This window comes from Helicobacter pylori NQ4053, assembly GCF_000274605.1.
Taxonomy (GTDB): domain Bacteria; phylum Campylobacterota; class Campylobacteria; order Campylobacterales; family Helicobacteraceae; genus Helicobacter; species Helicobacter pylori_CV.
Map to the genome: position 1 here is coordinate 83,918 of NZ_AKNV01000003.1, position 21,975 is coordinate 105,892.

23 protein-coding genes and 3 pseudogenes are annotated in these 21,975 nt (G+C 37.6%); 9 read left to right on the forward strand and 17 right to left on the reverse strand.

Annotated features, from left to right (window positions below; translation table 11 throughout):
- Window positions 1-74 precede the first annotated feature (74 nt).
- Window positions 75-929 carry an SEL1-like repeat protein gene (locus tag AYS37_RS02310; RefSeq protein ID WP_000471676.1) on the reverse strand — a complete coding sequence of 285 codons (855 nt, stop codon included), beginning with the start codon at window positions 927-929 and terminating at the stop codon, window positions 75-77.
- Window positions 930-1,195: 266 nt separating this feature from the next.
- On the opposite strand from AYS37_RS02310, the pseudogene AYS37_RS02315 reads away from it, so the two are divergent.
- Window positions 1,196-1,399, forward strand: a pseudogene (locus AYS37_RS02315) (cag pathogenicity island protein Cag1); the annotation flags it as partial.
- Here AYS37_RS02315 and AYS37_RS08080 read toward each other — a convergent pair.
- From AYS37_RS08080 to cagB, 4 genes and pseudogenes are all read right to left on the reverse strand, one after another.
- Window positions 1,397-1,597, reverse strand: a pseudogene (locus tag AYS37_RS08080) (hypothetical protein); the annotation flags it as partial. The pseudogenes AYS37_RS02315 and AYS37_RS08080 sit on opposite strands and share 3 nt — an antisense overlap.
- An 8-nt stretch (window positions 1,598-1,605) precedes the next feature.
- Window positions 1,606-2,229 carry a cag pathogenicity island type IV secretion system protein CagD gene (cagD, locus tag AYS37_RS02320; RefSeq protein ID WP_025445965.1) on the reverse strand — a complete coding sequence of 208 codons (624 nt, stop codon included), beginning with the start codon at window positions 2,227-2,229 and terminating at the stop codon, window positions 1,606-1,608.
- 4 nt (window positions 2,230-2,233) lie between these two features.
- Window positions 2,234-2,581, reverse strand: a complete 348-nt coding sequence (gene cagC, locus AYS37_RS02325; protein ID WP_000668170.1) for a cag pathogenicity island type IV secretion system protein CagC — start codon at window positions 2,579-2,581, stop codon at window positions 2,234-2,236.
- A 142-nt stretch (window positions 2,582-2,723) separates the two neighbouring features.
- Window positions 2,724-2,951 (reverse strand): cag pathogenicity island protein B, encoded by a 228-nt coding sequence (gene cagB / locus AYS37_RS02330; RefSeq protein ID WP_000428886.1) that lies wholly within the window; start codon window positions 2,949-2,951, stop codon window positions 2,724-2,726.
- Window positions 2,952-3,387: 436 nt separating this feature from the next.
- Here cagB and cagA point away from each other — a divergent pair, with 436 nt between their 5' ends.
- Window positions 3,388-7,038, forward strand: coding sequence for a type IV secretion system oncogenic effector CagA (cagA, locus tag AYS37_RS02335; protein ID WP_000180700.1), 3,651 nt, complete (start codon window positions 3,388-3,390; stop codon window positions 7,036-7,038).
- A 62-nt stretch (window positions 7,039-7,100) separates the two neighbouring features.
- On the opposite strand, the pseudogene AYS37_RS09015 reads toward cagA, so the two are convergent.
- Window positions 7,101-7,205: pseudogene (locus AYS37_RS09015) on the reverse strand (RNA-guided endonuclease InsQ/TnpB family protein); the annotation flags it as partial.
- Window positions 7,206-7,325: 120 nt separating this feature from the next.
- Between AYS37_RS09015 and AYS37_RS02340 the strand changes: the two are divergent.
- On the forward strand, window positions 7,326-7,679 hold the full coding sequence (locus AYS37_RS02340; protein ID WP_241209033.1) for a C-terminal helicase domain-containing protein: 354 nt from the start codon (window positions 7,326-7,328) through the stop codon (window positions 7,677-7,679).
- Between the two features lie 157 nt (window positions 7,680-7,836).
- On the opposite strand, the gene murI is transcribed toward AYS37_RS02340, so the two are convergent.
- Both murI and rho read right to left on the reverse strand, forming a co-directional pair.
- Window positions 7,837-8,604, reverse strand: coding sequence for a glutamate racemase (gene murI / locus AYS37_RS02345; protein WP_000690314.1), 768 nt, complete (start codon window positions 8,602-8,604; stop codon window positions 7,837-7,839).
- 37 nt (window positions 8,605-8,641) lie between these two features.
- Window positions 8,642-9,958 (reverse strand): transcription termination factor Rho, encoded by a 1,317-nt coding sequence (gene rho, locus AYS37_RS02350; RefSeq protein ID WP_001004719.1) that lies wholly within the window; start codon window positions 9,956-9,958, stop codon window positions 8,642-8,644.
- Window positions 9,959-10,223: 265 nt separating this feature from the next.
- Here rho and rpmE point away from each other — a divergent pair, with 265 nt between their 5' ends.
- From rpmE to AYS37_RS02375, 5 genes are read left to right on the forward strand one after another with little or no spacing between them, the layout of a single operon-like run.
- Window positions 10,224-10,427, forward strand: coding sequence for a 50S ribosomal protein L31 (rpmE, locus tag AYS37_RS02355; RefSeq protein ID WP_000715281.1), 204 nt, complete (start codon window positions 10,224-10,226; stop codon window positions 10,425-10,427).
- Window positions 10,428-10,451: 24 nt separating this feature from the next.
- Complete coding sequence (gene rsmI, locus AYS37_RS02360) at window positions 10,452-11,321, forward strand: 16S rRNA (cytidine(1402)-2'-O)-methyltransferase (RefSeq protein ID WP_000965334.1); 870 nt, start codon at window positions 10,452-10,454, stop codon at window positions 11,319-11,321.
- A gap of 13 nt (window positions 11,322-11,334) precedes the next feature.
- Window positions 11,335-12,018: a 23S rRNA (guanosine(2251)-2'-O)-methyltransferase RlmB gene (gene rlmB / locus AYS37_RS02365; RefSeq protein ID WP_001149323.1), complete on the forward strand. Its 684-nt coding sequence runs from the start codon at window positions 11,335-11,337 to the stop codon at window positions 12,016-12,018.
- Between the two features lie 12 nt (window positions 12,019-12,030).
- Window positions 12,031-13,005: a hypothetical protein gene (locus AYS37_RS02370; RefSeq protein ID WP_000437304.1), complete on the forward strand. Its 975-nt coding sequence runs from the start codon at window positions 12,031-12,033 to the stop codon at window positions 13,003-13,005.
- A complete protein-coding gene (locus tag AYS37_RS02375; protein WP_000792814.1) occupies window positions 13,002-13,823 on the forward strand; it encodes a hypothetical protein in 822 nt (273 codons plus the stop codon). The genes AYS37_RS02370 and AYS37_RS02375 overlap by 4 nt, the downstream gene beginning before the upstream one ends.
- Before the next feature lie 71 nt (window positions 13,824-13,894).
- Here AYS37_RS02375 and AYS37_RS02380 read toward each other — a convergent pair whose 3' ends face one another.
- The 7 genes from AYS37_RS02380 to AYS37_RS02410 form a co-directional block, all read right to left on the reverse strand.
- On the reverse strand, window positions 13,895-14,332 hold the full coding sequence (locus AYS37_RS02380; RefSeq protein WP_000234642.1) for a hypothetical protein: 438 nt from the start codon (window positions 14,330-14,332) through the stop codon (window positions 13,895-13,897).
- 428 nt (window positions 14,333-14,760) lie between these two features.
- A complete protein-coding gene (gene accA, locus AYS37_RS02385) occupies window positions 14,761-15,699 on the reverse strand; it encodes an acetyl-CoA carboxylase carboxyl transferase subunit alpha (RefSeq protein ID WP_001029387.1) in 939 nt (312 codons plus the stop codon).
- A gap of 22 nt (window positions 15,700-15,721) precedes the next feature.
- The gene (locus AYS37_RS02390) at window positions 15,722-16,960 is read right to left on the reverse strand and encodes a beta-ketoacyl-ACP synthase II (protein WP_001252842.1); all 1,239 of its coding nucleotides are present in this window, start codon (window positions 16,958-16,960) and stop codon (window positions 15,722-15,724) included.
- A 103-nt stretch (window positions 16,961-17,063) separates the two neighbouring features.
- On the reverse strand, window positions 17,064-17,300 hold the full coding sequence (gene acpP / locus AYS37_RS02395; RefSeq protein ID WP_001163105.1) for an acyl carrier protein: 237 nt from the start codon (window positions 17,298-17,300) through the stop codon (window positions 17,064-17,066).
- Window positions 17,301-17,525: 225 nt separating this feature from the next.
- Window positions 17,526-18,269, reverse strand: a complete 744-nt coding sequence (fabG, locus tag AYS37_RS02400) for a 3-oxoacyl-ACP reductase FabG (protein WP_001160833.1) — start codon at window positions 18,267-18,269, stop codon at window positions 17,526-17,528.
- Window positions 18,270-18,310: 41 nt separating this feature from the next.
- A complete protein-coding gene (gene rpsU / locus AYS37_RS02405) occupies window positions 18,311-18,523 on the reverse strand; it encodes a 30S ribosomal protein S21 (RefSeq protein ID WP_001117778.1) in 213 nt (70 codons plus the stop codon).
- 100 nt (window positions 18,524-18,623) lie between these two features.
- On the reverse strand, window positions 18,624-19,874 hold the full coding sequence (locus AYS37_RS02410) for a hypothetical protein (RefSeq protein ID WP_000996909.1): 1,251 nt from the start codon (window positions 19,872-19,874) through the stop codon (window positions 18,624-18,626).
- A 173-nt stretch (window positions 19,875-20,047) separates the two neighbouring features.
- On the opposite strand from AYS37_RS02410, the gene AYS37_RS02415 reads away from it, so the two are divergent.
- Window positions 20,048-20,293, forward strand: coding sequence for a ribbon-helix-helix domain-containing protein (locus AYS37_RS02415; RefSeq protein WP_000418875.1), 246 nt, complete (start codon window positions 20,048-20,050; stop codon window positions 20,291-20,293).
- Window positions 20,294-20,316: 23 nt separating this feature from the next.
- On the opposite strand, the gene AYS37_RS02420 is transcribed toward AYS37_RS02415, so the two are convergent.
- A complete protein-coding gene (locus AYS37_RS02420) occupies window positions 20,317-20,964 on the reverse strand; it encodes a YkgB family protein (protein WP_001148301.1) in 648 nt (215 codons plus the stop codon).
- 112 nt (window positions 20,965-21,076) lie between these two features.
- The gene (gene dapF / locus AYS37_RS02425; RefSeq protein ID WP_000232422.1) at window positions 21,077-21,898 is read right to left on the reverse strand and encodes a diaminopimelate epimerase; all 822 of its coding nucleotides are present in this window, start codon (window positions 21,896-21,898) and stop codon (window positions 21,077-21,079) included.
- Window positions 21,899-21,975 lie beyond the last annotated feature (77 nt).

Below are 21,975 nucleotides of genomic sequence, written 5' to 3' on the forward strand. Positions count from 1 at the left end.
TTGTTTTAATGGGAGCAGTCTAAACGGATTTTTTAACCCATTCAGTCAAGCCTAATACAAAGTTTGATTACAAATTACAGAGCTTCCATGGCTTTTTCATAGCCAAATTCTGCGGATTTTTGCAAGAATTTTTTAGCCCTGTCCTTTTTCTTTCTAGTGCCAAGCCCTTCTTTATAAGCGATCCCAATCCTATAAAGGATCTCCCCCATTTGTTGTTTGAGTAAAGTAATATTGCTTGAAATTTCAGCAATATCTTCCCAAAGAAGTGTCTTATCTTTGATTTGAGTGGATTTCATAACAAGTATTCCAAACTTCTTTCCAAATTTTATAGGATTCGCGCTCAAACCTGAAAGATCAATGAATCGCGATCCAATAAGCATACTAGTGAACACAAGGTTTGGTAATCTAAAATTGTTAGCAAAATAATTTGTGCTTTTATTAGAAAATATGCGAACCACATACCTGTAAGTCTTAAGCGCTTGTTTCAAATCCTTTCTCATCCCTAAACCTTCTGCTTGCATGCGTCCTAAAATAAGAGCGCCCCCTAACAACCCGCTCCCATACCCTTTGATAGCGTTTTGTGCATAGAATTGCGCTTTTTTGTAATCCACTTTCACGCCCTTTCCCTCCAAATACATTTTGGCTAAATAAACATTGCCAAGCCCAATGCTGTATTCTTGCGCCAATTTAAAATCTTTAAAGGCTTGTTTGTATTGGCCTTGATTAAAATGGTCTAAACCATTTTCAAAATAATATGTCTTATGATTTCGTGCAATTTCATCCCACTGATTTCGTGCCCTTTCATCCCAATCATCACTTATGCTAATATATTCATCAGCTATACAAAGTGAAAACGGCAACAATAAACCCAATAAAAGCAATAAAGGCTTTAAAAAAGAGAGGGTGGTGCGATAAAAATCTTTAAACATGTCAAGTCCTTTTACAATTTGAGCCATTCTTTAGCCTGTTTTTCTAGCCAGATCACAAGCGAACTTTCAAAGCAATTTGAATGGATAGCAGCAAGCTTAATCGATCTAACTTAAACGCTTCATTCTATCAAATCATCTCTTTTTAGACTACAAACAACAACATAGTAGCGACAAGCAATAGGGAGATGGTTTCATATTTTTTGCTATAATAACATGAATTTGTTTCATAGTAACAAATTGAGAATATACCTTATGGAGGTAACACTATGGCTGACACAATCAATACAACTGAAACAACCCATGAAACAAAGAAACCAAACGCTTTTGTAAATTTTTTCAAAAACAGTCTGGCTGATAAGCGTTATGATTCATTAGGTCTCATTGGAGCAGGGGTTTTATGTTGTGTCTTGAGCGGTGCTATGGGGATTGTTGGGATAATTTTTGTCGCAATAGGAATCTTTTTGTCTTATAAATATGGAGGAATAAATAAAAGTTTCAGGGAAACCAAACAACCTATTCCCCCCATCAAACAAGACTTTAAAAAAGGGATTGACACCTTTTTGCATGTCTGTTTTAAGTTCTTCTATTTTTTGAAACTGCCGCTTTTGAACCTCTTGCTCTATAACTAGCTTTTTTTGTTCATCAGCCTGCTTGCTTGCCACAAACACCCCTCTCTTTATAGATACACCGCTTCACATGTAATCGTATAAAAGATTTTTTTGAGAGACTCTACGGTGCTAATATGTTTCAAAAGATCATTAGGATCATAAGAATTGAATACGGCCAATAAAACATTATATAGCTTATCATCGCATAAAATTTCTCTTGTTTCTCCGCGCAATGACAGAAAGCAGCGTTGTTTGTTGGTCGTGCTGATACTTTTGAAAGTAAAAAAGTCTTTCACTTCAGGATTGATCTGTAATTCTACATTCAATCCCATTTCTTTACCCTTTTCATCAAAGATTTTTTCAATAATGGGATCGTAATGCTTCAAATCCTTTATTTTTTTAAGGACTCTATTGACAATCACGAAGTCAAAAACTTCATCTTTGATAATATCGGGATTGACTTCTTTGAAAGTTACTTTCTTGTCTTTCAAATTTTTGATAGTCGCTTTAAAACTATCAAAATCTAAATTCGTATAAACAAGCCCATTGGGAGTGTTTTTTTCTTTTTCTAGCGCTTCTTTTTTGGCTTGATTATCATCATTTGCTAACCCATACAAACTGAAAACAACGAGACTTAAGAGAACTTTCAAAAAAAAGTCTCTTAGCTTTTTATTACTATTATTATTGTTGATCAATTTAGCTAGCTCCTCCACCTTCGCCAATATTGAAGCCAAACTTAGTGCTCAAATAGATAATGCCACCTGCCACCGCTAACATAGCTATGGGCTGTGCATAAGCAAAAACAGTCGCCTGACCTCTTTTGATGTCATCAGAGATTTTCCAAATATCCGCTATGCCTTTGACCCCTAAAGCGCAACCACCTACGATCGCTAGAACAGAAATGATCTGAATAACCAACGTTCTAGTCTCACTAACGCCTGTTGCAGGACTGGTGACCGCCATTAAAGGATTGGTCGTTACCACTAGCCCTAAAGTTACTACAACTCTCTTGTAGCTGTCAGTGATTCTTGTAAAAAATTTCATGCGTTTCCTTTCAAATTGAAATCAATCGTTTAAGTATATCAAAAAAAAGTATTTTTATACCATTCATACAAGCGCTACTTTATAATTTAAATCAAAACCGACGCTTTTGTTTGACAACTGACGTAATTTAGGAACAATAAACCTACTTGTCCCAACCATTTTTCTTTCTCAAGTCGTTGTAGAATTGTAGATCTTTAGGATCTTTGATGTATTTTTTAATCGTCTCAGGTTGAAACCTAAAAACAAGCAAAAACAAACCCAAGCTGATCAGAGTGAGAATAAAGCTCCATTTTAAGCAACTCCATAGACCACTAAAGAAACTTTTTTTGAAGCTGTCTTTGAAAATCTGTCCTATTGATTTGTTTTCCATTTTGTTTCCCATGTGGATCTGTGGATCACAAACGCTTAATTACAAATACATACACTATAATTACTATAATAAGTATGGCAAACACAAACCAAACCATTTTTAGAACGCTTCATGCGCTCACCTTGCTTCTTTCTCCAACCATCTTTAGCATTGCATTTGATTTCTTCAAAAAGGCTCATTTCTTAATTTCTTTTCTTTGTTAAAATTTGTCCATTTTAGCAAATTTTTGTTAATTATAGGTAAAAATGTGAATCGTCCCTAGCCTTTAGACGCCTGCAACGATCGGACTTTTTCAATATTAATGAAAAAATGCCAAATATTCTAAATATTATGGTATAGTGATAATGTTCAAAGACATGCATGAATTGACTACTCAAAGTGTGTAGTGATTTTTAGCAGTCTTTGATACCAAATTTAGGTATAGTAAGGAGAAACAATGACTAACGAAACTATTGACCAACAACCACAAGCCGAAGCGGCTTTTAACCCGCAGCAATTTATTAATAATCTTCAGGTAGCTTTTCTTAAGCTTGATAACGCTGTCGCTTCATTTGATCCTGATCAAAAACCAATCGTTGATAAGAATGATAGGGATAACAGGCAAGCTTTTGATGGAATCTCGCAATTAAGGGAAGAATACTCCAATAAAGCGATCAAAAATCCTACCAAAAAGAATCAGTATTTTTCAGACTTTATCAATAAGAGCAACGATTTAATCAACAAAGACAATCTCATTGATGTAGAATCTTCCACAAAGAGCTTTCAGAAATTTGGGGATCAGCGTTACCGAATTTTCACAAGTTGGGTGTCCCATCAAAACGATCCATCTAAAATCAACACCCGATCGATCCGAAATTTTATGGAACATACCATACAACCCCCTATCCCTGATGACAAAGAAAAAGCAGAGTTTTTGAAATCTGCCAAACAATCTTTTGCAGGAATCATCATAGGGAATCAAATCCGAACGGATCAAAAGTTCATGGGCGTGTTTGATGAATCCTTGAAAGAAAGGCAAGAAGCAGAAAAAAATGGAGAGCCTACTGGTGGGGATTGGTTGGATATTTTTTTATCATTTATATTTGACAAAAAACAATCTTCTGATGTCAAAGAAGCAATCAATCAAGAACCACTTCCTCATGTCCAACCAGATATAGCCACTACCACCACTCACATACAAGGCTTACCGCCTGAATCTAGGGATTTGCTTGATGAAAGGGGTAATTTTTCTAAATTCACTCTTGGCGATATGGAAATGTTAGATGTTGAGGGCGTCGCCGACATGGATCCCAATTACAAGTTCAATCAATTATTGATTCACAATAACACTCTGTCTTCTGTGTTAATGGGGAGTCATGATGGCATAGAACCTGAAAAAGTTTCATTATTGTATGCGGGCAATGGTGGTTTTGGAGACAAGCACGATTGGAACGCCACCGTTGGTTATAAAGACCAACAAGGTAACAATGTGGCTACAATAATTAATGTGCATATGAAAAACGGCAGTGGCTTAGTCATAGCAGGTGGTGAGAAAGGGATTAACAACCCTAGTTTTTATCTCTACAAAGAAGACCAACTCACAGGCTCACAACGAGCATTGAGTCAAGAAGAGATCCTAAACAAAATAGATTTCATGGAATTTCTTGCACAAAACAATGCTAAATTAGACAACTTGAGCGAGAAAGAGAAAGAAAAATTCCGAAATGAGATTAAGGATTTTCAAAAAGACTCTAAGCCTTATTTAGACGCCCTAGGGAATGATCGTATTGCTTTTGTTTCTAAAAAAGACCCAAAACATTCAGCTTTAATTACTGAGTTTAATAAGGGGGATTTGAGCTACACTCTCAAAGATTATGGGAAAAAAGCAGATAAAGCTTTAGATAGGGAGAAAAATGTCACTCTCCAAGGTAACCTAAAACATGATGGCGTGATGTTTGTTGATTATTCTAATTTCAAATATACCAACGCCTCCAAGAATCCCAATAAGGGTGTGGGTGCTACGAATGGCGTTTCCCATTTAGACGCAGGCTTTAACAAGGTAGCTGTCTTTAATTTGCCTGATTTAAATAATCTCGCTATCACTAGTTTAGTAAGGCGGGATTTAGAGGATAAACTAGTCACTAAAGGATTGTCCCTACAAGATGTTAATAAGCTCATCAAAGACTTTTTGAGCAGTAACAAAGAATTGGTTGGAAAAGCTTTAAACTTCAATAAAGCTGTAGCTGACGCTAAAAACACAGGCAACTATGATGAAGTGAAAAAAGCTCAGAAAGATCTTGAAAAATCTCTAAGGAAACGAGAGCATTTAGAGAAAGAAGTAGAGAAAAAATTGGAGAGCAAAAGCGGCAGCAAAAATAAAATGGAAGCAAAAGCTCAAGCTAACAGCCAAAAAGATGAGATTTTTGCGTTGATCAATAAAGAGGCTAATAGGGATGCAAGAGCAATCGCTTACGCTCAAAATCTTAAAGGTATCAAAAGGGAATTGTCTGATAAACTTGAAAATATCAACAAGGATTTGAAAGACTTTAGTAAATCTTTTGATGAATTCAAAAATGGCAAAAATAAGGATTTCAGCAAGGCAGAAGAAACACTAAAAGCCCTTAAAGGCTCGGTGAAAGATTTAGGTATCAATCCAGAATGGATTTCAAAAGTTGAAAACCTTAATGCAGCTTTGAATGACTTCAAAAATGGCAAAAATAAGGATTTCAGCAAGGTAACGCAAGCAAAAAGCGACCTTGAAAATTCCGTTAAAGATGTGATTATCAATCAAAAGGTAACGGATAAAGTTGACAATCTCAATCAAGCGGCATCAGTGGCTAAAGCAACGGGTGATTTCAGTAGGGTAGAGCAAGCGTTAGCCGATCTCAAAAATTTCTCAAAGGAGCAATTGGCCCAACAAACTCAAAAAAATGAAGATTTCAATACTGGAAAAAAATCTGAAATATACCAATCCGTTAAGAATGGTGTGAATGGAACCCTAGTCGGTAATGGATTATCTGGAATAGAGGCCACAAATCTCGCCAAAAATTTTTCGGATATCAAGAAAGAATTGAATGAGAAATTTAAAAATTTCAACAACAATAACAATAATGGACTCAAAAACAGCACAGAACCCATTTATGCTAAAGTTAATAAAAAGAAAGCAGGACAAGTAGCTAGCCCTGAAGAACCCATTTATGCTCAAGTTGCTAAAAAGGTGAATGCAAAAATTGACCGACTCAATCAAATAGCAAGTGGTTTGGGTGGTGTAGGGAAAGCAGCGGGCTTCCCTTTGAAAAGGCATGATAAAGTTGATGATCTCAGTAAGGTAGGGCGATCAGTTAGCCCTGAACCCATTTATGCTACGATTGATGATCTCGGCGGACCTTTCCCTTTGAAAAGGCATGATAAAGTTGATGATCTCAGTAAGGTAGGGCGATCAGTTAGCCCTGAACCCATTTATGCTACGATTGATGATCTCGGCGGACCTTTCCCTTTGAAAAGGCATGATAAAGTTGATGATCTCAGTAAGGTAGGGCTTTCAAGGAATCAAAAATTGGCTCAGAAAATTGACAATCTCAATCAAGCGGTATCAGAAGCTAAAGCAGGTTTTTTTGGCAATCTAGAGCAAACGATAGACAAGCTCAAAGATTCTACAAAAAACAATACTGTGAATCTATGGGCTGAAAGTGCAAAAAAAGTGCCTGCTAGTTTGTCAGCGAAATTGGACAATTACGCTACTAACAGCCACACACGCATTAATAGCAATATCCGAAATGGAGCAATCAATGAAAAAGCAACCGGTATGCTAACGCAAAAAAACCCTGAGTGGCTCAAGCTCGTGAATGATAAGATAGTTGCGCATAATGTAGGAAGCGTTCCTTTGTCAGAGTATGATAAAATTGGCTTCAACCAAAAGAATATGAAAGATTATTCTGATTCGTTCAAGTTTTCCACCAAGTTGAACAATGCTGTAAAAGACGTTAAGTCTGGCTTTACGCAATTTTTAGCCAATGCATTTTCTACAGGATATTACTGCTTGGCGAGAGAAAATGCAGAGCATGGAATCAAGAATGTTAATACAAAAGGTGGTTTCCAAAAATCTTAAAGGATTAAGGAACACCAAAAACGCAAAAACCACCCCTTGCTAAAAGCAAGGGGTTTTTTAACTTAAAATATCCCAACAGACACTAACGAAAGGTTTTGTTCTTTAAAGTCTGCATGGATATTTCCTACCCCAAAAAGACTTAACCCTTTGATAAAAATTAAATTTGATTGTGCGTTCGTGCTTTATAGTGCAGAATTAATTAAGGGTTATAAAGAGAGCATCAACTAGAAAAAACAAGTAGCTATAACAAAGATCAAGTTCAAAAAATCATAGAGCTTTTAGAGCAAATCAATCGCGCTCTTAACCAAAGAAAAATCAGAAAAACCATAGGAATTATCACACCTTATAATGCCCAAAAAAGACACTTGCGATCAGAAGTGGAAAAATGCGGCTTCAAGAATTTTGATGAACTCAAGATAGACACTGTGGATGCCTTTCAAGGCGAGGAGGCAGATATTATCATTTATTCCACCGTGAAAACTTATGGTAATCTTTCTTTCTTGTTAGATTCTAAACGCTTGAATGTAGCTATTTCTAGGGCAAAAGAAAATCTCATTTTTGTGGGTAAAAAGTCTTTCTTTGAGAATTTGCGAAGCGATGAGAAGAATATCTTTAGCACTATTTTGCAAGTCTGTAGATAGGTAATCTTTTCCAAAGATAATCATCAGACATTCTTCGCTTCAAAACACTTTCGTAAATCTCTCTAAAGCGCTTTTTATAATCAACACAATACCCTTATAGTGTGAGAGATAGCCCTTTTTGGGAATTGAGTTATTTAACCCTAAATTTTTATTAGCGTTACAATTTGAGCCATTCTTTAGCCTGTTTTTCTAGCCAAACCACATCGCCGCTCGCATGAAATTCCACTTTAGGGAACGCGCATGCGTTTTTCTTAAGGGTGTATTTTTGCTGCAAATATCCCACAATAGCATCGCCAGAATGGATGAGTAGGGGGGGCGTTGAAAGGGCAAAATGATCCATAAAATAGCCCTTAATTTGGTGAGCGATCAAGGGAAAATGCGTGCAACCTAAAATGATCACTTCAGGTAAAATCTCTAATGGAGTGAAATAATAACGCATGCAAGTTTCTAACAATTCGCCCTCTAAAATATTTTCTTCAATCAAAGGCACAAAAAGAGAAGTAGCTAAATGCGAAATGTTCAAATAGCCTTGCTGTTTCAGGGCGTTATCATAAGCGTTAGATTGGATCGTCGCTTTTGTCCCTAGCACCAAAATAGGGGCGTTTTTATCTTTCACTTGCCGTTTGATCGCTAAAATGCTTGGCTCAATCACGCCCACAATAGGGATTTTGGAATGCTTTTGCATCTCTTCTAAAGCCAGAGCGCTCGCTGTGTTGCATGCCACAATCAATAATTCAATCTGGTGTGGTTTGAAAAAATCCAAAGCCTCTAAGCCAAATTGCTTGATCGTGGTGGGGTCTTTAGTGCCATAAGGCACTCTAGCGCTATCGCCATAATAGATGATTTCATCAAACAATTGCGCTTTTAAAAGGCTTTTTAAAACGCTAAACCCTCCCACACCGCTATCAAAAACGCCTATTTTCATGACACTTTTTTTAATTTAATGGGATTAATTAGGGATTTTATTTTTCATTCATTAAATTTAAAAATTCTTCATTGTCCTTAGTTTGTTGCATTTTAGAATACACAAAGCTTAAGGCTTCTATGTCGTCCATTTGTTGCATCACATTCCTTAAAACCCACACTTTAGTCAAGCGGTCTTTGCCAAGCAGGATATTATCTTTTCGTGTGCCGGATTTTAAAATATCAAAAGCTGGGTAAATGCGCCTATCCGCAATATTCCTTGCTAAAACGATTTCGCTATTCCCGGTGCCTTTAAATTCTTCAAAAATCACCTCATCCATTCTAGATCCCGTTTCAATCAACGCCGTAGCGATAATCGTCAAGCTCCCGCCTTCTTCAATATTCCTTGCGGCCCCAAAAAAGCGCTTGGGCCTGTGCAAGGCGTTCGCATCCACGCCCCCACTTAAAACCTTACCGCTTGAGGGCGTTACGGCGTTATACGCCCTTGCTAAACGGGTGATAGAATCCAATAAAACCACCACATCTTTACCCATTTCCACTCGCCTTTTAGCCCTTTCTAAAACCAATTCAGCGATTCTTATGTGGTTATTGGCCGGCAAATCAAAAGTGGAGCTAAAGACTTGACCTTTAACGCTTCGTTGCATGTCTGTAACTTCTTCAGGGCGCTCATCCACTAAAAGGATAATCAGATCCACTTCAGGGTGGTTAGAAGTGATGCCTTGGGCGAGTTCTTTCATCAGCTCCGTTTTCCCAGTCCTTGGTGGCGCGACGATCAAAGCCCTTTGACCTTTCCCCACAGGGCTGAATAAATCTAGCATCCTGCCGGTAACTTTAGTGGGTTCGTATTCTAATTTGATCTGTTCATCAGGGAATAGGGGGGTTAGATTGTCAAATAAGGGGCGGTTTCTAATCTCATCTGAAGGCGAGTAATTGATAGCTTCCACTTTTAAAAGGGCGTAGTATTTTTCCTGATCCTTGGGGGATCGCACTTGACCGGTAACAATATCGCCATTCCTTAAAGCAAAGCGCCTGATTTGAGAAGGGCTGACATAAGTGTCGTTATGCCCGTCTGAAAAACTCCCATCAAACCCTCTTAAAAAGCCATAGCCATCAGGCATGATTTCTAAAATCCCGGTAAAAAGAATGTATCCGCCTTGCGTAACTTGGGTTTTTAAAATTTCAAACATCAAGTCTTGTCGTTTGAATTCTTGGGGGTTTTCTACTTTGAGCTTGTTAGCGATTTCTAAAAGCTTTTCAGTAGGGTAGGTGCGTAAATCTTCAATGTGATAACCGCTCACTGGCGTGTGGGTTTTGACCTTGTGCGAACTTTTGTGCGTAGGCGCGTTTTCGTTCATTAAATTTCCTTTTAATTAAAAAGAGGTTTCTAGTTGTTTCAATTAAGATAAAAGTACAAAAAGCTAAAGCATTCTTAAAGAATTAGTGTAATCAAAAGATGCTAATAAGTGGCGCATGCCACAAGCGTTGAATTTCGTAATGCTTCGTTATGCTATCATAATTTTTTTAACAAAGTCAAATTTTATTTTAACTTTAGAGTGGTTTTAATTTATTGTTACTTATGCTATAATTTTAAGTTTAAATTTTAAAAATAAAGGATACTTGATGAAAAAAGGCATTCACCCCGAATATATCCCATGCAAAGTTACTTGCGTAACTAGCGGGAAAGAAATTGAAGTTTTAAGCACCAAGTCTGAAATGCGTATTGATATTTCTAGCTTTTGCCACCCTTTCTATACCGGTAGCGATAAGATCGCTGACACTGCAGGGAGAGTAGAGAAATTCAAGCAACGCTACAACTTGAAGTAACTCTTTTAAAAAGCGTGGCTTTTTGTGCTGTATTTTTTGCCCACTCCTATAGGTAATCTCGCTGACATCACGCTACGCACTTTAGAAGTTTTAGAGCGTTGCGAGGTTTTTTTGTGTGAGGATACAAGGGTGAGTAAGAGGCTGTTGCACTTGCTCGCGCAAAACCCTATTATCAGCCATTCTTTTCCTAATATCGCTGCTAAAAAAAGGGAATTTATCGCTTTCCATTCGCACAATGACCAGGAATTTTTAAACCAAATAGAGCTTTCTTTTTTTGACAAAGAAATCGCTGTGATGAGCGATGCAGGCATGCCTAGTTTGAGCGATCCGGGCATGAGTTTAGCCGCTTACGCTTTAAAACATAATATTCAATACGATGTTTTGCCCGGGGCTAACGCACTCACTACGGCATTTTGCGCGAGCGGGTTTTTAGAAGGGCGGTTTTTTTATGCTGGCTTTTTACCCCATAAAAGCAAGGAAAGGCGCTTAAAAATCACTAAAATTTTAAACGCTTTAGCGTATTTAGAAGAAAAAACCCCGGTGGTTTTTTATGAAAGCCCGCACCGATTGTTAGAGACTTTAAAGGATTTAAACGATTTGGCTCAAGGCATGCATTTGTTTGTAGCTAAAGAGCTTACCAAACTCCACCAGCAATATTATTTAGGAGAGGTTTCTCAAATCATGACGCAATTGCAAAAGAGCAATATCCAAGGGGAATGGGTTTTAGTGCTTTTGAACGAGAAAAAAATAGAGCCTTGCATGGGGCTATCAGCGTTATTGGAGTTGGATTTGCCTCCTAAAATTAAGGCTAAAATGGAAGCCGCTATGACGCAAAAAAACGCTAAAGAGCTTTATTGCCAGCGTTTGTCAGAAGAAAAAAATCAATGCGATTAGAAAGGGGTTTAGCATGCAAGCAGTGATTTATGGCAAGCAGGTGATTACGCACATTCTAAACTTCCATCAAGAAAAGTTGCAAGAAATCTATCTTTCTAAAGAAATAGACAAAAAGCTTTTTTTCGCGCTCAAAAAAGCATGCCCTAATATCATCAAAGTGGATAATAAAAAAGCGCAAAGCTTGGCTAAGGGAGGGAATCATCAAGGGGTTTTAGCTAAAGTAGAACTGCCTTTAGCCGTTTCTTTAAAAGAAATTAAAAAAGCTCAAAAACTTTTGGTGCTTTGCGGGATTACGGATGTGGGGAATATTGGAGGTATTTTTAGGAGCGCGTATTGCTTAGGAATGGATGGCGTTATTTTAGATTTTGCTAAAGAATTGGCTTATGAGGGGATTGTGCGATCCAGCTTGGGGCTTATGTATGATTTGCCTTTTAGCGTTATGCCTAACACGCTGGATTTAATCAATGAATTGAAAACGAGCGGGTTTTTATGTTTGGGCGCGAGCATGCAAGGCTCTAGCCAAGTAGAAAATCTGTCCTTAAAAAAATGCGCTCTTTTTTTGGGGAGCGAGCATGAGGGGTTGTCTAAAAAAATCCTTGCTAAAATGGACACTATATTGAGCGTAAAAATGCGAAGAGACTTTGATTCGCTCAATGTGAGCGTGGCAGCAGGGATCTTAATGGATAAAATCAACTAGGTGGTCAATTGAATGGAACAGAATAAAAAAAGTTTAGAAAATTTAGATCTTTCTGATGTTCAAAACGTTTCTAAAGATATTTCTGGCGCGGCATTAGAAGAATTATCGCTTAAAAATTTAGATAAAAATTTGCAGATTCTAAAAGAAGTTGGAGTGGCAGAAATTTGCAAGGCGACTAAAATCGCTTCTAAAAATATCCATTCTATCTTGGAAAAACGCTATGAGTCTTTATCAAGGGTGCATGCTAGGGGTTTTATACAGATTTTAGAGCGTGAGTATAAAATTGATTTGAGCGCATGGATGAAAGAATTTGATAAGGCGTGCACTTTTAAAGAGGGTGTGGGAGAAGAGCAAAAACAAGAAACAAGCCCTGAAGAAACAGCAAAAAAACCCCTTAAGGTTGAATTGGATTACAGCATCAATCAGGCCAATACTTCATTATCCAAAAAATCTTCCAAATGGAAACCCTTTGTTTTGGTTTTAGGGGTGGTTGTCATTATTTTGGCGGTCGTTATCATTCAAAACAGCTCTTCTTTGAAAGAAGAAAGAGGGCAAGAAAGCGCTATTAAATCCGGCACTAAAAAGAGTTCTTTCAATGAAGCTAATCCTACAGAAGAAAACAAGCCAGAGCCAACGCCTAAGCCAAAAGAAAAACAAGAAAAACAAACAGAACACGACAAGCAAGGAAAAGAAGCGATCAAAGAAAATCCTAATACCATTTATATTATCCCTAAAAAAGATATTTGGGTAGAAGTGATTGATTTGGATGAGAAAAAAAATTCCTTTCAAAAGGTTTTTAAAAAAAATTATTCTTTAGAAACCAAAAACCACCGCCTGTTGTTGCGTTTTGGGCATGGGCATCTTAGTCTTAAAAACAACCATCAAGAACAAGAATATAACGACAGCAAAACCAGGCGGTTTTTATACGAGCCAAATAAAGGCTTAACGCTCATCAACGAGGCCCAATACAAAGAACTCCAGCAATGAAAAACCTTTTTTTAGCTTTTATTGTTGGGGGAATGCTTTTAAACGCTGACGCTTTAAACGATAAGGTTGAGAATTTAATGGGGGAGCGGGCTTATCATACGAACAAGCTTTTTTTAGAGCGTTTGTTTAAAAATCGTAAGGCTTTCTATGTAATGGGGCGTTTGGATTCCTTGAAACTGCTCAACACTCTCAAAGAAAACGGGCTTTTGTCTTTTAATTTTGACAAGCCAAGCATGTTGAAAATCACTTTCAAGGCTTCAAGCAATCCCCTAGCGTTTGCCAAAAGCATCAATAATTCTTTGAGCATGATGGGGTATTCGTATGTTTTGCCTATTAAAATGCAAAGCTCTTCGGGCGAGAATGTTTTTTCATACGAGCTTAAAACGGAATACGTTTTAGACCCTAACATTTTGATAGAGACGATGAAAAGGCATGGTTTTGATTTTGTGGATATTAGGTGCATATCCTTGAAAGAGTGGGAATACGACTTTGTCTTACAAAAGATCAAGCTCCCTAATGCGAGAGTTTTAGTTTTGAGTAGCGATCCTGTGGAGTTTAAGGAAGCGAGCGGGAAATATTGGTTGAGCGTGAATCAAAATGCGTATTTAAAAATAAGCTCCAATAACCCTTTATGGCAACCCAAAATCATTTTTTATGATGAAAACTTAAAGATCATTCAAATCATTGCTAAAGAAAACAGACAACAAGAAATCGCTCTTAACTTGCTTGATGGCGTGCGTTTTATCCATATCACTGACGCGAAAAACCCTATCATTTTAAAAAATGGGATCAGCGTGGTTTTTGATGCGATGCCTTAAGTAGGGGTAACCCTTATCCAATTGATTGGAATATAAGAAAATCCGCTTTCAGGCTTGAAAAAAAGAGAGCCTTAATAATAGCGATCCACCCAATATTTACCAAAAAAAATCTTTTGTATCACACAGCCCACCAATAGATCAGCTCCCGCTTCTATAAAAAGGACAGCCCACCAATTAATAAAACCAAACCATACAAAAAACAAATGCACTGGTAAAGCGCCAAGCAATAGTGAAATGCCGCTCACAATAGAAATTCCAAAGCGGGTTTTAAGGATTTTACTTTTTTTGCCAAACGCCATGTCTGCTACAAATTCCCCACTAAAAGAAATCAAAAACCACCCAATCAAATGTTCAGGCATCAATAACCAAGCAACTGCGCTACTTCTATTAACCGCTGTAATGACAAGAAGTGAGAAAAAATACACGCTTGCAGATGCAAAATGCCTGCCCCTATTCCTTAAAGACCAATTCCTAGAAAAGCGGCTTTTGATTTTTTCATGTATAACCATGGGATTTCTTTCTTTTTTAAAATACCATTAGACCTAACTTTTGTATTGTAAAATAAGAATGCTTTCATTCAATACGCTGAGCATGATGATTGTCTTTTTATATTCAAACAAAAGGAGAGAGATAGCAGATTGGTAACACAATGATGTTTTTTATATTTTTTTACAAACTATGTGAAATATCCGCTTTTTTCTAAAATGATAGCAAGTGGTGAAAAATTTGGCTTTGTTTTTATTGAGCGTTGGTTATAAAAAAATATTGCTTTTTTTAAGATTGGATAGTAAAGAGCTTGATTTTATTCAAGCGGTATTTTTTAAAGCGTTCTTTAGGATGGATTTTAGTTGTAGGGGGAGAATGATTTCAAAATACCCCTTATTTCTTTAAGAGAATGGGTTTAATAAAGTTTAAACACACAAAGTTTTTTATAGATTTAATTCATTCCCTCTACAAACGAACCAAGCGACATTAATTTTTGATAGCGGTTTTCAAGGAAATGAGGGTCTTGTTGGATAGTCCTTAGAGCGTCTAAAAAATATTCTTTGATCGTGTTAGCCGCTGAAAATTTGTCTCTATGAGCCCCTTTGCTAGGCTCTAAAATAATATCATCAATAAGCCCCGCCTCCTTTAAGTCTCTAGGCGTGATTTTCATCGCTTTAATAGCCACTTCAGTCTTGCTAGGGTCATCCCAAAGAATCGCCGCGCAACCTTCTGGGGATATAACGCTAAAAATGGAATATTCCATCATAGCCAATTTATCAGCTACCGCAATCGCTAACGCGCCACCACTACCCCCTTCACCGATAATTACAGAAATAGTAGGGACTTTTAAGGAAGCGAACTCTTGGAGGTTTTTAGCGATCGCTTCACTCTGGCCTCTTTCCTCTGCACCAATCCCCGGATACGCCCCAGCTGTATCTACAAGCATTAAAATAGGCAAATTAAACTTTTCAGCAAACTTTGCCATTTTCAAAGCTTTACGATAGCCACAAGGGTTAGGCATGCCAAAATTTCTTAAGAGCTTGTTTTTAGTCCCTCTGCCTTTTTCTTCTCCGATCACCACAACCGGAACATTATCAATTTTCCCTATAAAACACACGATCGCTTTATCATCGTTATAGTGCCTATCCCCAAAGACTTCATACTTATCTTTTAAGATGAGATCAATGTAATCCATAGCGTAGGGTCTGTCAGGGTGTCTTGCTAACTGGAGTTTTTGAAAATCAGTGAGATTGGAGTAAATGCTTTTAACTTCCTTATCCAATCTTTTTTCTAAGATTTCTTTAGCGTCCTCATCGCCTCTAATAAGGGCTAATTCAATTTCATTTTGAATCTCTTTAATATGATTTTCAAAATCTAAATAAATGGCCATTCAAAATCCTAACTTTGTAAAACTAGGCTTTTTTGAAAATCACAACACCATTAGTGCCACCAAAACCAAATGAGTTACTCATCACTGCATTTACTTGCTTTTCTCTGGCCGTATTAGGGATATAATCCAGATCGCATTCTGGATCAGGCGTTTCTTGATTGATGGTAGGAGGTAAGATCCCTTGATTCATGGCCATGATAGAAATAACGGCTTCCAACGCACCCGCAGCGCCCAAGCAATGCCCAATCTGCCCTTTAGTGGAGCTAACAGGAGGGACTTTTTCTTTAGAACCAAACACATTTTTTAAAGCGATGCTTTCATACCAATCGTTATAATGCGTGCTTGTCCCATGAGCGTTCACATAGCCTACTTCCACTTTCGCCATTTCCAAAGCCATTTTCATGGCTCTAAAAGCCCCTTCGCCATCAGGGGCTGGGGCTGTGATATGGTTAGCATCGCCACTCTCGCCATATCCGGCAAACTCTGCATAAATTTTTGCCCCTCTTTTTTTCGCACTCTCGTATTCTTCAAGCACCAAAGCCCCAGCGCCTTCGCCCATCACAAAACCATTGCGATCCTTATCAAAAGGTCTTGAAGCTTTTTTGGGATCATCATTTCTTGTAGAAAGGGCTTTAATGCTCGCAAACCCTCCAATCCCTACAGGACAAATGGTGGATTCCGCTCCCACGACTAGCATTTTATCAGCCCCATTAAGCAAAATGGTTTTAACGGCTTCAATAATGGCATGAGTGCCTGCTGCACAAGCCGTTACGCTAGAGAGATTAGGCCCTTTAATGCCAAACTCAATGGAAGTGAAACCACCAATCATATTCACTAACGCAGAAGTGATAAAAAAGGGATTGACTTTTCTAGGGCCTTTTTCAAAACAAAAAATGGAATTCGCTTCAATATTGCCTAACCCGCCAATCCCAGAGCCAGAGCTTACGCCCATGCGGTTTGCCAATTCTTCAGGGCATTTGTTGTGAGCATCTAAAATCCCACTATCTTTCATCGCCTCTTTTGTGGCTTTCAAGGCTAATTGAATGAAACGACCCGCCTTTTTAACATCTTTGGGATTCATCACCTCTGTAGGGTCAAAGTCAGTGATTTCTCCAGCAATACGCACAGGAAACGCGCTCGCATCAAAACTTTCTATGTGTTTGATACCGCATTCCCCTTTAGCGATCGCTAAAAAAGAATCTTCTTTATTTAAACCTAGCGAATTGATCATTCCCATTCCAGTTACTACAATCCGACGCACCAATAGCTCCTTATTTCAAAACTTTAATTCAATAAAACTAGATTTTAGCTAAAGCTAAATTTTTGACTAAAACCTGGAGACAAACCGCTCCAAGTTAAAAAGATTAAGCTAGTTTATTGTCCTCAATATACTTCACCACATCGCCCACATTGACGATTTTTTCCGCTTGCTCATCAGGAATTTCAATGTTAAACTTTTCTTCTAACGCCATGATTAATTCCACGACATCTAAAGAGTCCGCACCCAAATCCTTCACAAATTCCGCCTCTGGCGTAACTTGTGCCGTATCCACATTCAACTGCTCAGCAATAACTGCCTGAATATCTTCAAATAAAGCCATAATTAAAACTCCCTTGTTTTGTAAAAATTAAATCAACCATTCATTGGAGCGTTTATTTTTGCTCCAAAACATCTAAAATCCTATACAACAAATAAATTACAATGAGAAACAATATTAAGTAAATAATCCCCATTTGATAATAACCTCTTTGTTTTAGAATAACCTCATAATGTTAGCATGATTTTTGCTACTTACAAACTTTTATCGCTAAAAGAATGTTTAGGACTACATATAAAGTCCGCCATTGACTTTGAGAGTCTCTCCAGTGATGTAACTAGAGTGATCACTCAAAAGAAACGCTACCGCTTCTGCCACTTCCTTAGCAGACCCTAGCCTGTTTAAAGGAATGTTTTTAACATAATCCGCTTTGAGTTCGTCTTTCAAATTAGCGTTCATGTCGGTTTCTATAAAGCCTGGCGTTACAGAGTTGAAACGAATATTCCTTAAAGCTCCCTCATAAGCAAAGGACTTGCTCATCGCAATCATTCCCCCCTTACTCGCTGAGTAGTTTGTCTGCCCCATATTACCTCTTTCACCAATGATAGAAGCGACATTAACCACGCTCCCAAAACGACTCTTACTCATCACCTTTAAAGCCTCTCGGCAACCTATAAAGGCTGAAGTGAGATTATTGTCTATGACATGGTGAAAATCTTCTGTTTTCATTTTGATGGCTAATTTATCGCGTACCACACCAGCGTTATTCACCAAATAAGACAAACCTCCATCGCTTTGGACAATGGTTTGTATCGCTTCAATAAAATCGCTTTCAGAAGCCGCATCAAATTTAATGACAGCTGCCTTATAGCCTTTTTCTTCAAGCTCATTTTTCAAAGCGTCAGCCACTTCAGCATTACTGCGGTAATTGATCCAAACTTTCAGCCCCATAGAAGCGAGAGTTTTGGCGATTTCGGCCCCAATGCCTTTAGAAGCTCCCGTAATGAGAACATTTTTCCCTGTGAATTGCATTATTCAATAATCCTTAAATTTTAAATTTTTCTTAAAGCCTATTATAGTCTTGATTCATAACGCCTTAACATATAAAGACGCTTTAAAACTTTCTTCTTAGCACTGATTTTTTGTTTTTTGCGTTTTTCAGTTTTAGACTCAAAGAATCTCCTTGCACGGCATTCTGTTACCACCAAATTGCGATCGGTTTGCTTTTTGAATCTCCTATAAGCTTCATCAAACGCATCGCCTTCTCTAACCTTAATCCCTGGCATACTGCTATCACCTCTTTTCCATAGCTTAAAATCATTGCTTAACAATGGCTACAAATGAAATAATATTATATAAGACAGATTAACCGATTGTCAAGAATTTTTATTTTTTTCTAGCAATTTTGTTAATAAGGTTATAAGGATCAAAGGCGACCGTCATATACACTTGGTAAGATTCTGACCAAGGCAAGCTCCTATCAAAGCCCCCACGCATCGCATTAAGCACGAAGTTGATGCGGACCGATGCGAAGTCGTTTTTCCAATTGTAATAAAAATCAAAACGGTTATACATGTTGGCTTGAAAGAATGGCACGCCACGATAAATAGGCGTGGGGCAGTAAGAAGGCGCGCAATACATTTCAACATATTGGTATTGGTTATAAAAAGGCATTTCTGGGGTCTTGGCGAAGAAAAATAAATTGTGGATGCCAAAGCCTTTGTATTGGATCTCCACATCAAATTGCCCGCCCACGCTGTTCATAAAAGGCACATTTTTGTGAATTTGCCTTAATCGGCTTGATTCAGAAACCATGCCAAAACTGGCGTTGAGTTTTTCCATAAAGGGGGCGATGTCTAAAAGGCTTGTCCCTATGTAAGCGTTAAAGTAGAGGCGATCCATAAGATAAATATTATTATTTTCAATCGCTTTTTTTTCATTAAATTTCATGCCATCAGCCCCATTCAAAAGGTATTTGTCTTCATTATGGAACAAGACAAAATACCCTCCAATACCCAATAAATCCTTAAAGAAATTATAAGCGACAGATCCGTTCATTTGAAACCTGTCCATTGCATTCCCATAAGGGTTTCTCCCGAATTTACAAGTGTTGTAACAATTGCCTCCAAACCAATCTAGCATGAATTCCGCATGCCCATAATAGGGTTTTGAAGGCGAATAATGGTTTTGAAATTGCAATAAAAACCCTCTAGCATTTGGATCTATAAACCAATAATAAGGGGCAAAAATATTCAAACCATACCTCCCTAAGAGGTTTTTTCTAGGAAAGATGCCACCATAAAAAGTAAAACGCTTCCCTCTAGCCTTATAATACATCGTAGGCCCCCAGCGGTAGGGAAAATTAGTGCTGTAATTATGGAAGTTTTGAAAGAAATACGCCCCCACAGTCAGGCTTTGCTCCACACCTCTTGTATAAAATTGGATCCCAAAATTTGGAGTTAGACGGGTTTTAAGATTGGTGTTAGTATTGACCCAATAAGGCGTTGAGCCTTCATGGTCCATGATGAACATATTGAAACCCAGATTATATTTAAAAATATTCCAATCAAAAGCATGCGAATTAACCGCTAACAAACAAACCAAAAAAGAATGTTTTAAAAAGGTGTTTATTGCCACTTGTTACCCCTATGTCATCATTATTTTTGATAAAAAAGCTTATCTTGTAACCAATGGGTATTCTAGCACATCTAAAAATATTTTTCTTTAGATTTAATATTAAAATAGCACTTATTTCATGTTAGAATAGCCGTTATGATGTTACAACATACTAACTAAAAAAGGAAATTTTAATGGAATTAGGAAATAAAAATATAAAACCCGGTCGTAAGCGTGTCGCTGTAGATGAGTTGAAACGCAATTTTTCAGTGACTTTTTATCTCTCTAAAGAAGAGCATGATGTTTTGAGACGCTTAGCTGATGAAGAAGTAGAAAGCGTCAATTCTTTTGTCAAACGTCACATTTTAAAAACAATCATTTACAAAAAAGGCACTAACCAAGATTCTTCTATCAATTGTGATTCTTCTAGTAGGCTTTAAGCCTACTTTAAGGTGATCGTTCTTTAAGAGCAACACCCACTAGAGCATTTGGTTTTAATCCCCACCGATGAGCGATCCATCAAGCAAAACCCTTTCCCCTCCAAATAGCGTTTCGCATCAAACCCTGCCACAAACAAGCCTCCAGCAAATAACGCCAAGTCTTTAACCACTAACCTTCCAGCCCCAGAAAGCCATGGGAAATGCTGATTGACAAACACTTCTGGCGTTGTGAATAAAAAGGATAGAGTCGTGATCGTCATTCCAGCGACAAGTAAGCCCCCAATCACGCCCATTAAAGGCATCCAAAGCCCTAAAAGCACCAAAATACCTAGGATCATGATCGTGATCCCTAAACCTTCAGCCACTAAATAAGTGTGGTTTTCTTTATGCCATTCTTTGTTTTCAACGATTTTAGGGTTATCTTGCATTTCTTCTTGCATGGATTGGGATTCAGACATTTTGTGTTGTTTGTATGCGGGCTTTTCAAATTTATACATGAAAGAAAAGAAAGGGGAGTTAGCCACAAAAGGAGCGATCCCTTCAGCTTCATACGGCACAAACTTAAGCCCTCCAATCCAAATAAAAATGATGAAAATAGCTATATGCATCAAATAGCCGCCTAGATTCTGGAGTTTTGTAATCACTTCAAGCAATGATTTTAACGCTTGCATGGTTTTATTCCTTTAGGATATTTTTTATATTGCTAAAAACAGCTCGCAAATGATAGCGCATTATGTTTAATTACGACAAAATCATTTTGATTACTACTATAAGAAATAATGATCAAAAACACCCATTTTCAAAAACCCTCATGCCTAAAACACTCATGCCAATATAACGAACGATTCCTTTATAAAAAATTCCATCATTTTTTAAAGAAAGCTCTAAAGATTCGTTACTTTTAGGGATGAGAGTGGCTTTTTTAGGCGTGTTATAAAAAATGCGTGCGGCGATAAAAACCGCTGCCATGCCTGTCCCGCAAGCTAGCGTGAAATCTTCAACCCCTCTTTCATAAGTTTGTAAAAAAATCGTCTCTTTATTTTCTATAAAAGCGATATTAATGTTAGCGTTAAATTCATGCCTTAAAGCCCTTAATTCCAGCGTGTTAAGGGAATTTAACCACTCTTTATTTTTCACAAACCCCACTAAATGCGGCACTCCTGTATTGATGAGATAGAACATAGGGATATTTTCTAAAACGCTGTTATTAGTAAAAAATTTTTTGCATCTTAAATTGGGTATGGTGTCTAGGATTTCGTAGTTACCGAGATTGCTCTCTATGATATTGGGTTCTTCTATACGGATAGAAATCTCTCTTTTTCCGGCTAAAAAAACATGCTCTTTAGGGGCTATATTATGCTGGTAGGCAAATAACCCCACGCAACGGCTCGCATTCCCACACATGCCAGCTTTAGAGCCATCTGAATTGTAAAAATCCCATTCGTAGTCATAATTTCTGCTCGGTAAGACGACCACAAGCCCATCAGCCCCAAAACCCTCATGCCTATGGCACACCTGTTTGGCTAAATTGGAAAAATCTTTTTTTTTGAAGCTTTGCGTGATTAAAAAATCATTCCCGCTCCCTGAATACTTGTAAAACACCATCTATATAAGCCTTTTTGATTTAATTATAAGTTAAAAGAGGTTTTTTATCCTTAAAAGAGCGTTTTTTAGCTAACATT

Excerpts from the sequence above, each read along its gene's own strand:
- AYS37_RS02370 (WP_000437304.1), top strand. The coding sequence starts at position 12,031 with ATGGAACAGAATAAAAAAAGTTTAGAAAATTTAGATCTTTCTGATGTT.
- cagB (WP_000428886.1), bottom strand. The coding sequence starts at position 2,951 with ATGGAAAACAAATCAATAGGACAGATTTTCAAAGACAGCTTCAAAAAA.
- rpsU (WP_001117778.1), bottom strand. The coding sequence starts at position 18,523 with ATGCCAGGGATTAAGGTTAGAGAAGGCGATGCGTTTGATGAAGCTTAT.
- AYS37_RS02375 (WP_000792814.1), top strand. The coding sequence starts at position 13,002 with ATGAAAAACCTTTTTTTAGCTTTTATTGTTGGGGGAATGCTTTTAAAC.
- murI (WP_000690314.1), bottom strand. The coding sequence starts at position 8,604 with ATGAAAATAGGCGTTTTTGATAGCGGTGTGGGAGGGTTTAGCGTTTTA.
- rlmB (WP_001149323.1), top strand. The coding sequence starts at position 11,335 with ATGCAAGCAGTGATTTATGGCAAGCAGGTGATTACGCACATTCTAAAC.
- cagA (WP_000180700.1), top strand. The coding sequence starts at position 3,388 with ATGACTAACGAAACTATTGACCAACAACCACAAGCCGAAGCGGCTTTT.
- AYS37_RS02420 (WP_001148301.1), bottom strand. The coding sequence starts at position 20,964 with ATGCAAGCGTTAAAATCATTGCTTGAAGTGATTACAAAACTCCAGAAT.
- fabG (WP_001160833.1), bottom strand. The coding sequence starts at position 18,269 with ATGCAATTCACAGGGAAAAATGTTCTCATTACGGGAGCTTCTAAAGGC.
- dapF (WP_000232422.1), bottom strand. The coding sequence starts at position 21,898 with ATGGTGTTTTACAAGTATTCAGGGAGCGGGAATGATTTTTTAATCACG.
- rho (WP_001004719.1), bottom strand. The coding sequence starts at position 9,958 with ATGAACGAAAACGCGCCTACGCACAAAAGTTCGCACAAGGTCAAAACC.
- AYS37_RS02310 (WP_000471676.1), bottom strand. The coding sequence starts at position 929 with ATGTTTAAAGATTTTTATCGCACCACCCTCTCTTTTTTAAAGCCTTTA.
- accA (WP_001029387.1), bottom strand. The coding sequence starts at position 15,699 with ATGGCCATTTATTTAGATTTTGAAAATCATATTAAAGAGATTCAAAAT.
- AYS37_RS02415 (WP_000418875.1), top strand. The coding sequence starts at position 20,048 with ATGGAATTAGGAAATAAAAATATAAAACCCGGTCGTAAGCGTGTCGCT.
- rpmE (WP_000715281.1), top strand. The coding sequence starts at position 10,224 with ATGAAAAAAGGCATTCACCCCGAATATATCCCATGCAAAGTTACTTGC.
- acpP (WP_001163105.1), bottom strand. The coding sequence starts at position 17,300 with ATGGCTTTATTTGAAGATATTCAGGCAGTTATTGCTGAGCAGTTGAAT.
- cagC (WP_000668170.1), bottom strand. The coding sequence starts at position 2,581 with ATGAAATTTTTTACAAGAATCACTGACAGCTACAAGAGAGTTGTAGTA.
- AYS37_RS02380 (WP_000234642.1), bottom strand. The coding sequence starts at position 14,332 with ATGGTTATACATGAAAAAATCAAAAGCCGCTTTTCTAGGAATTGGTCT.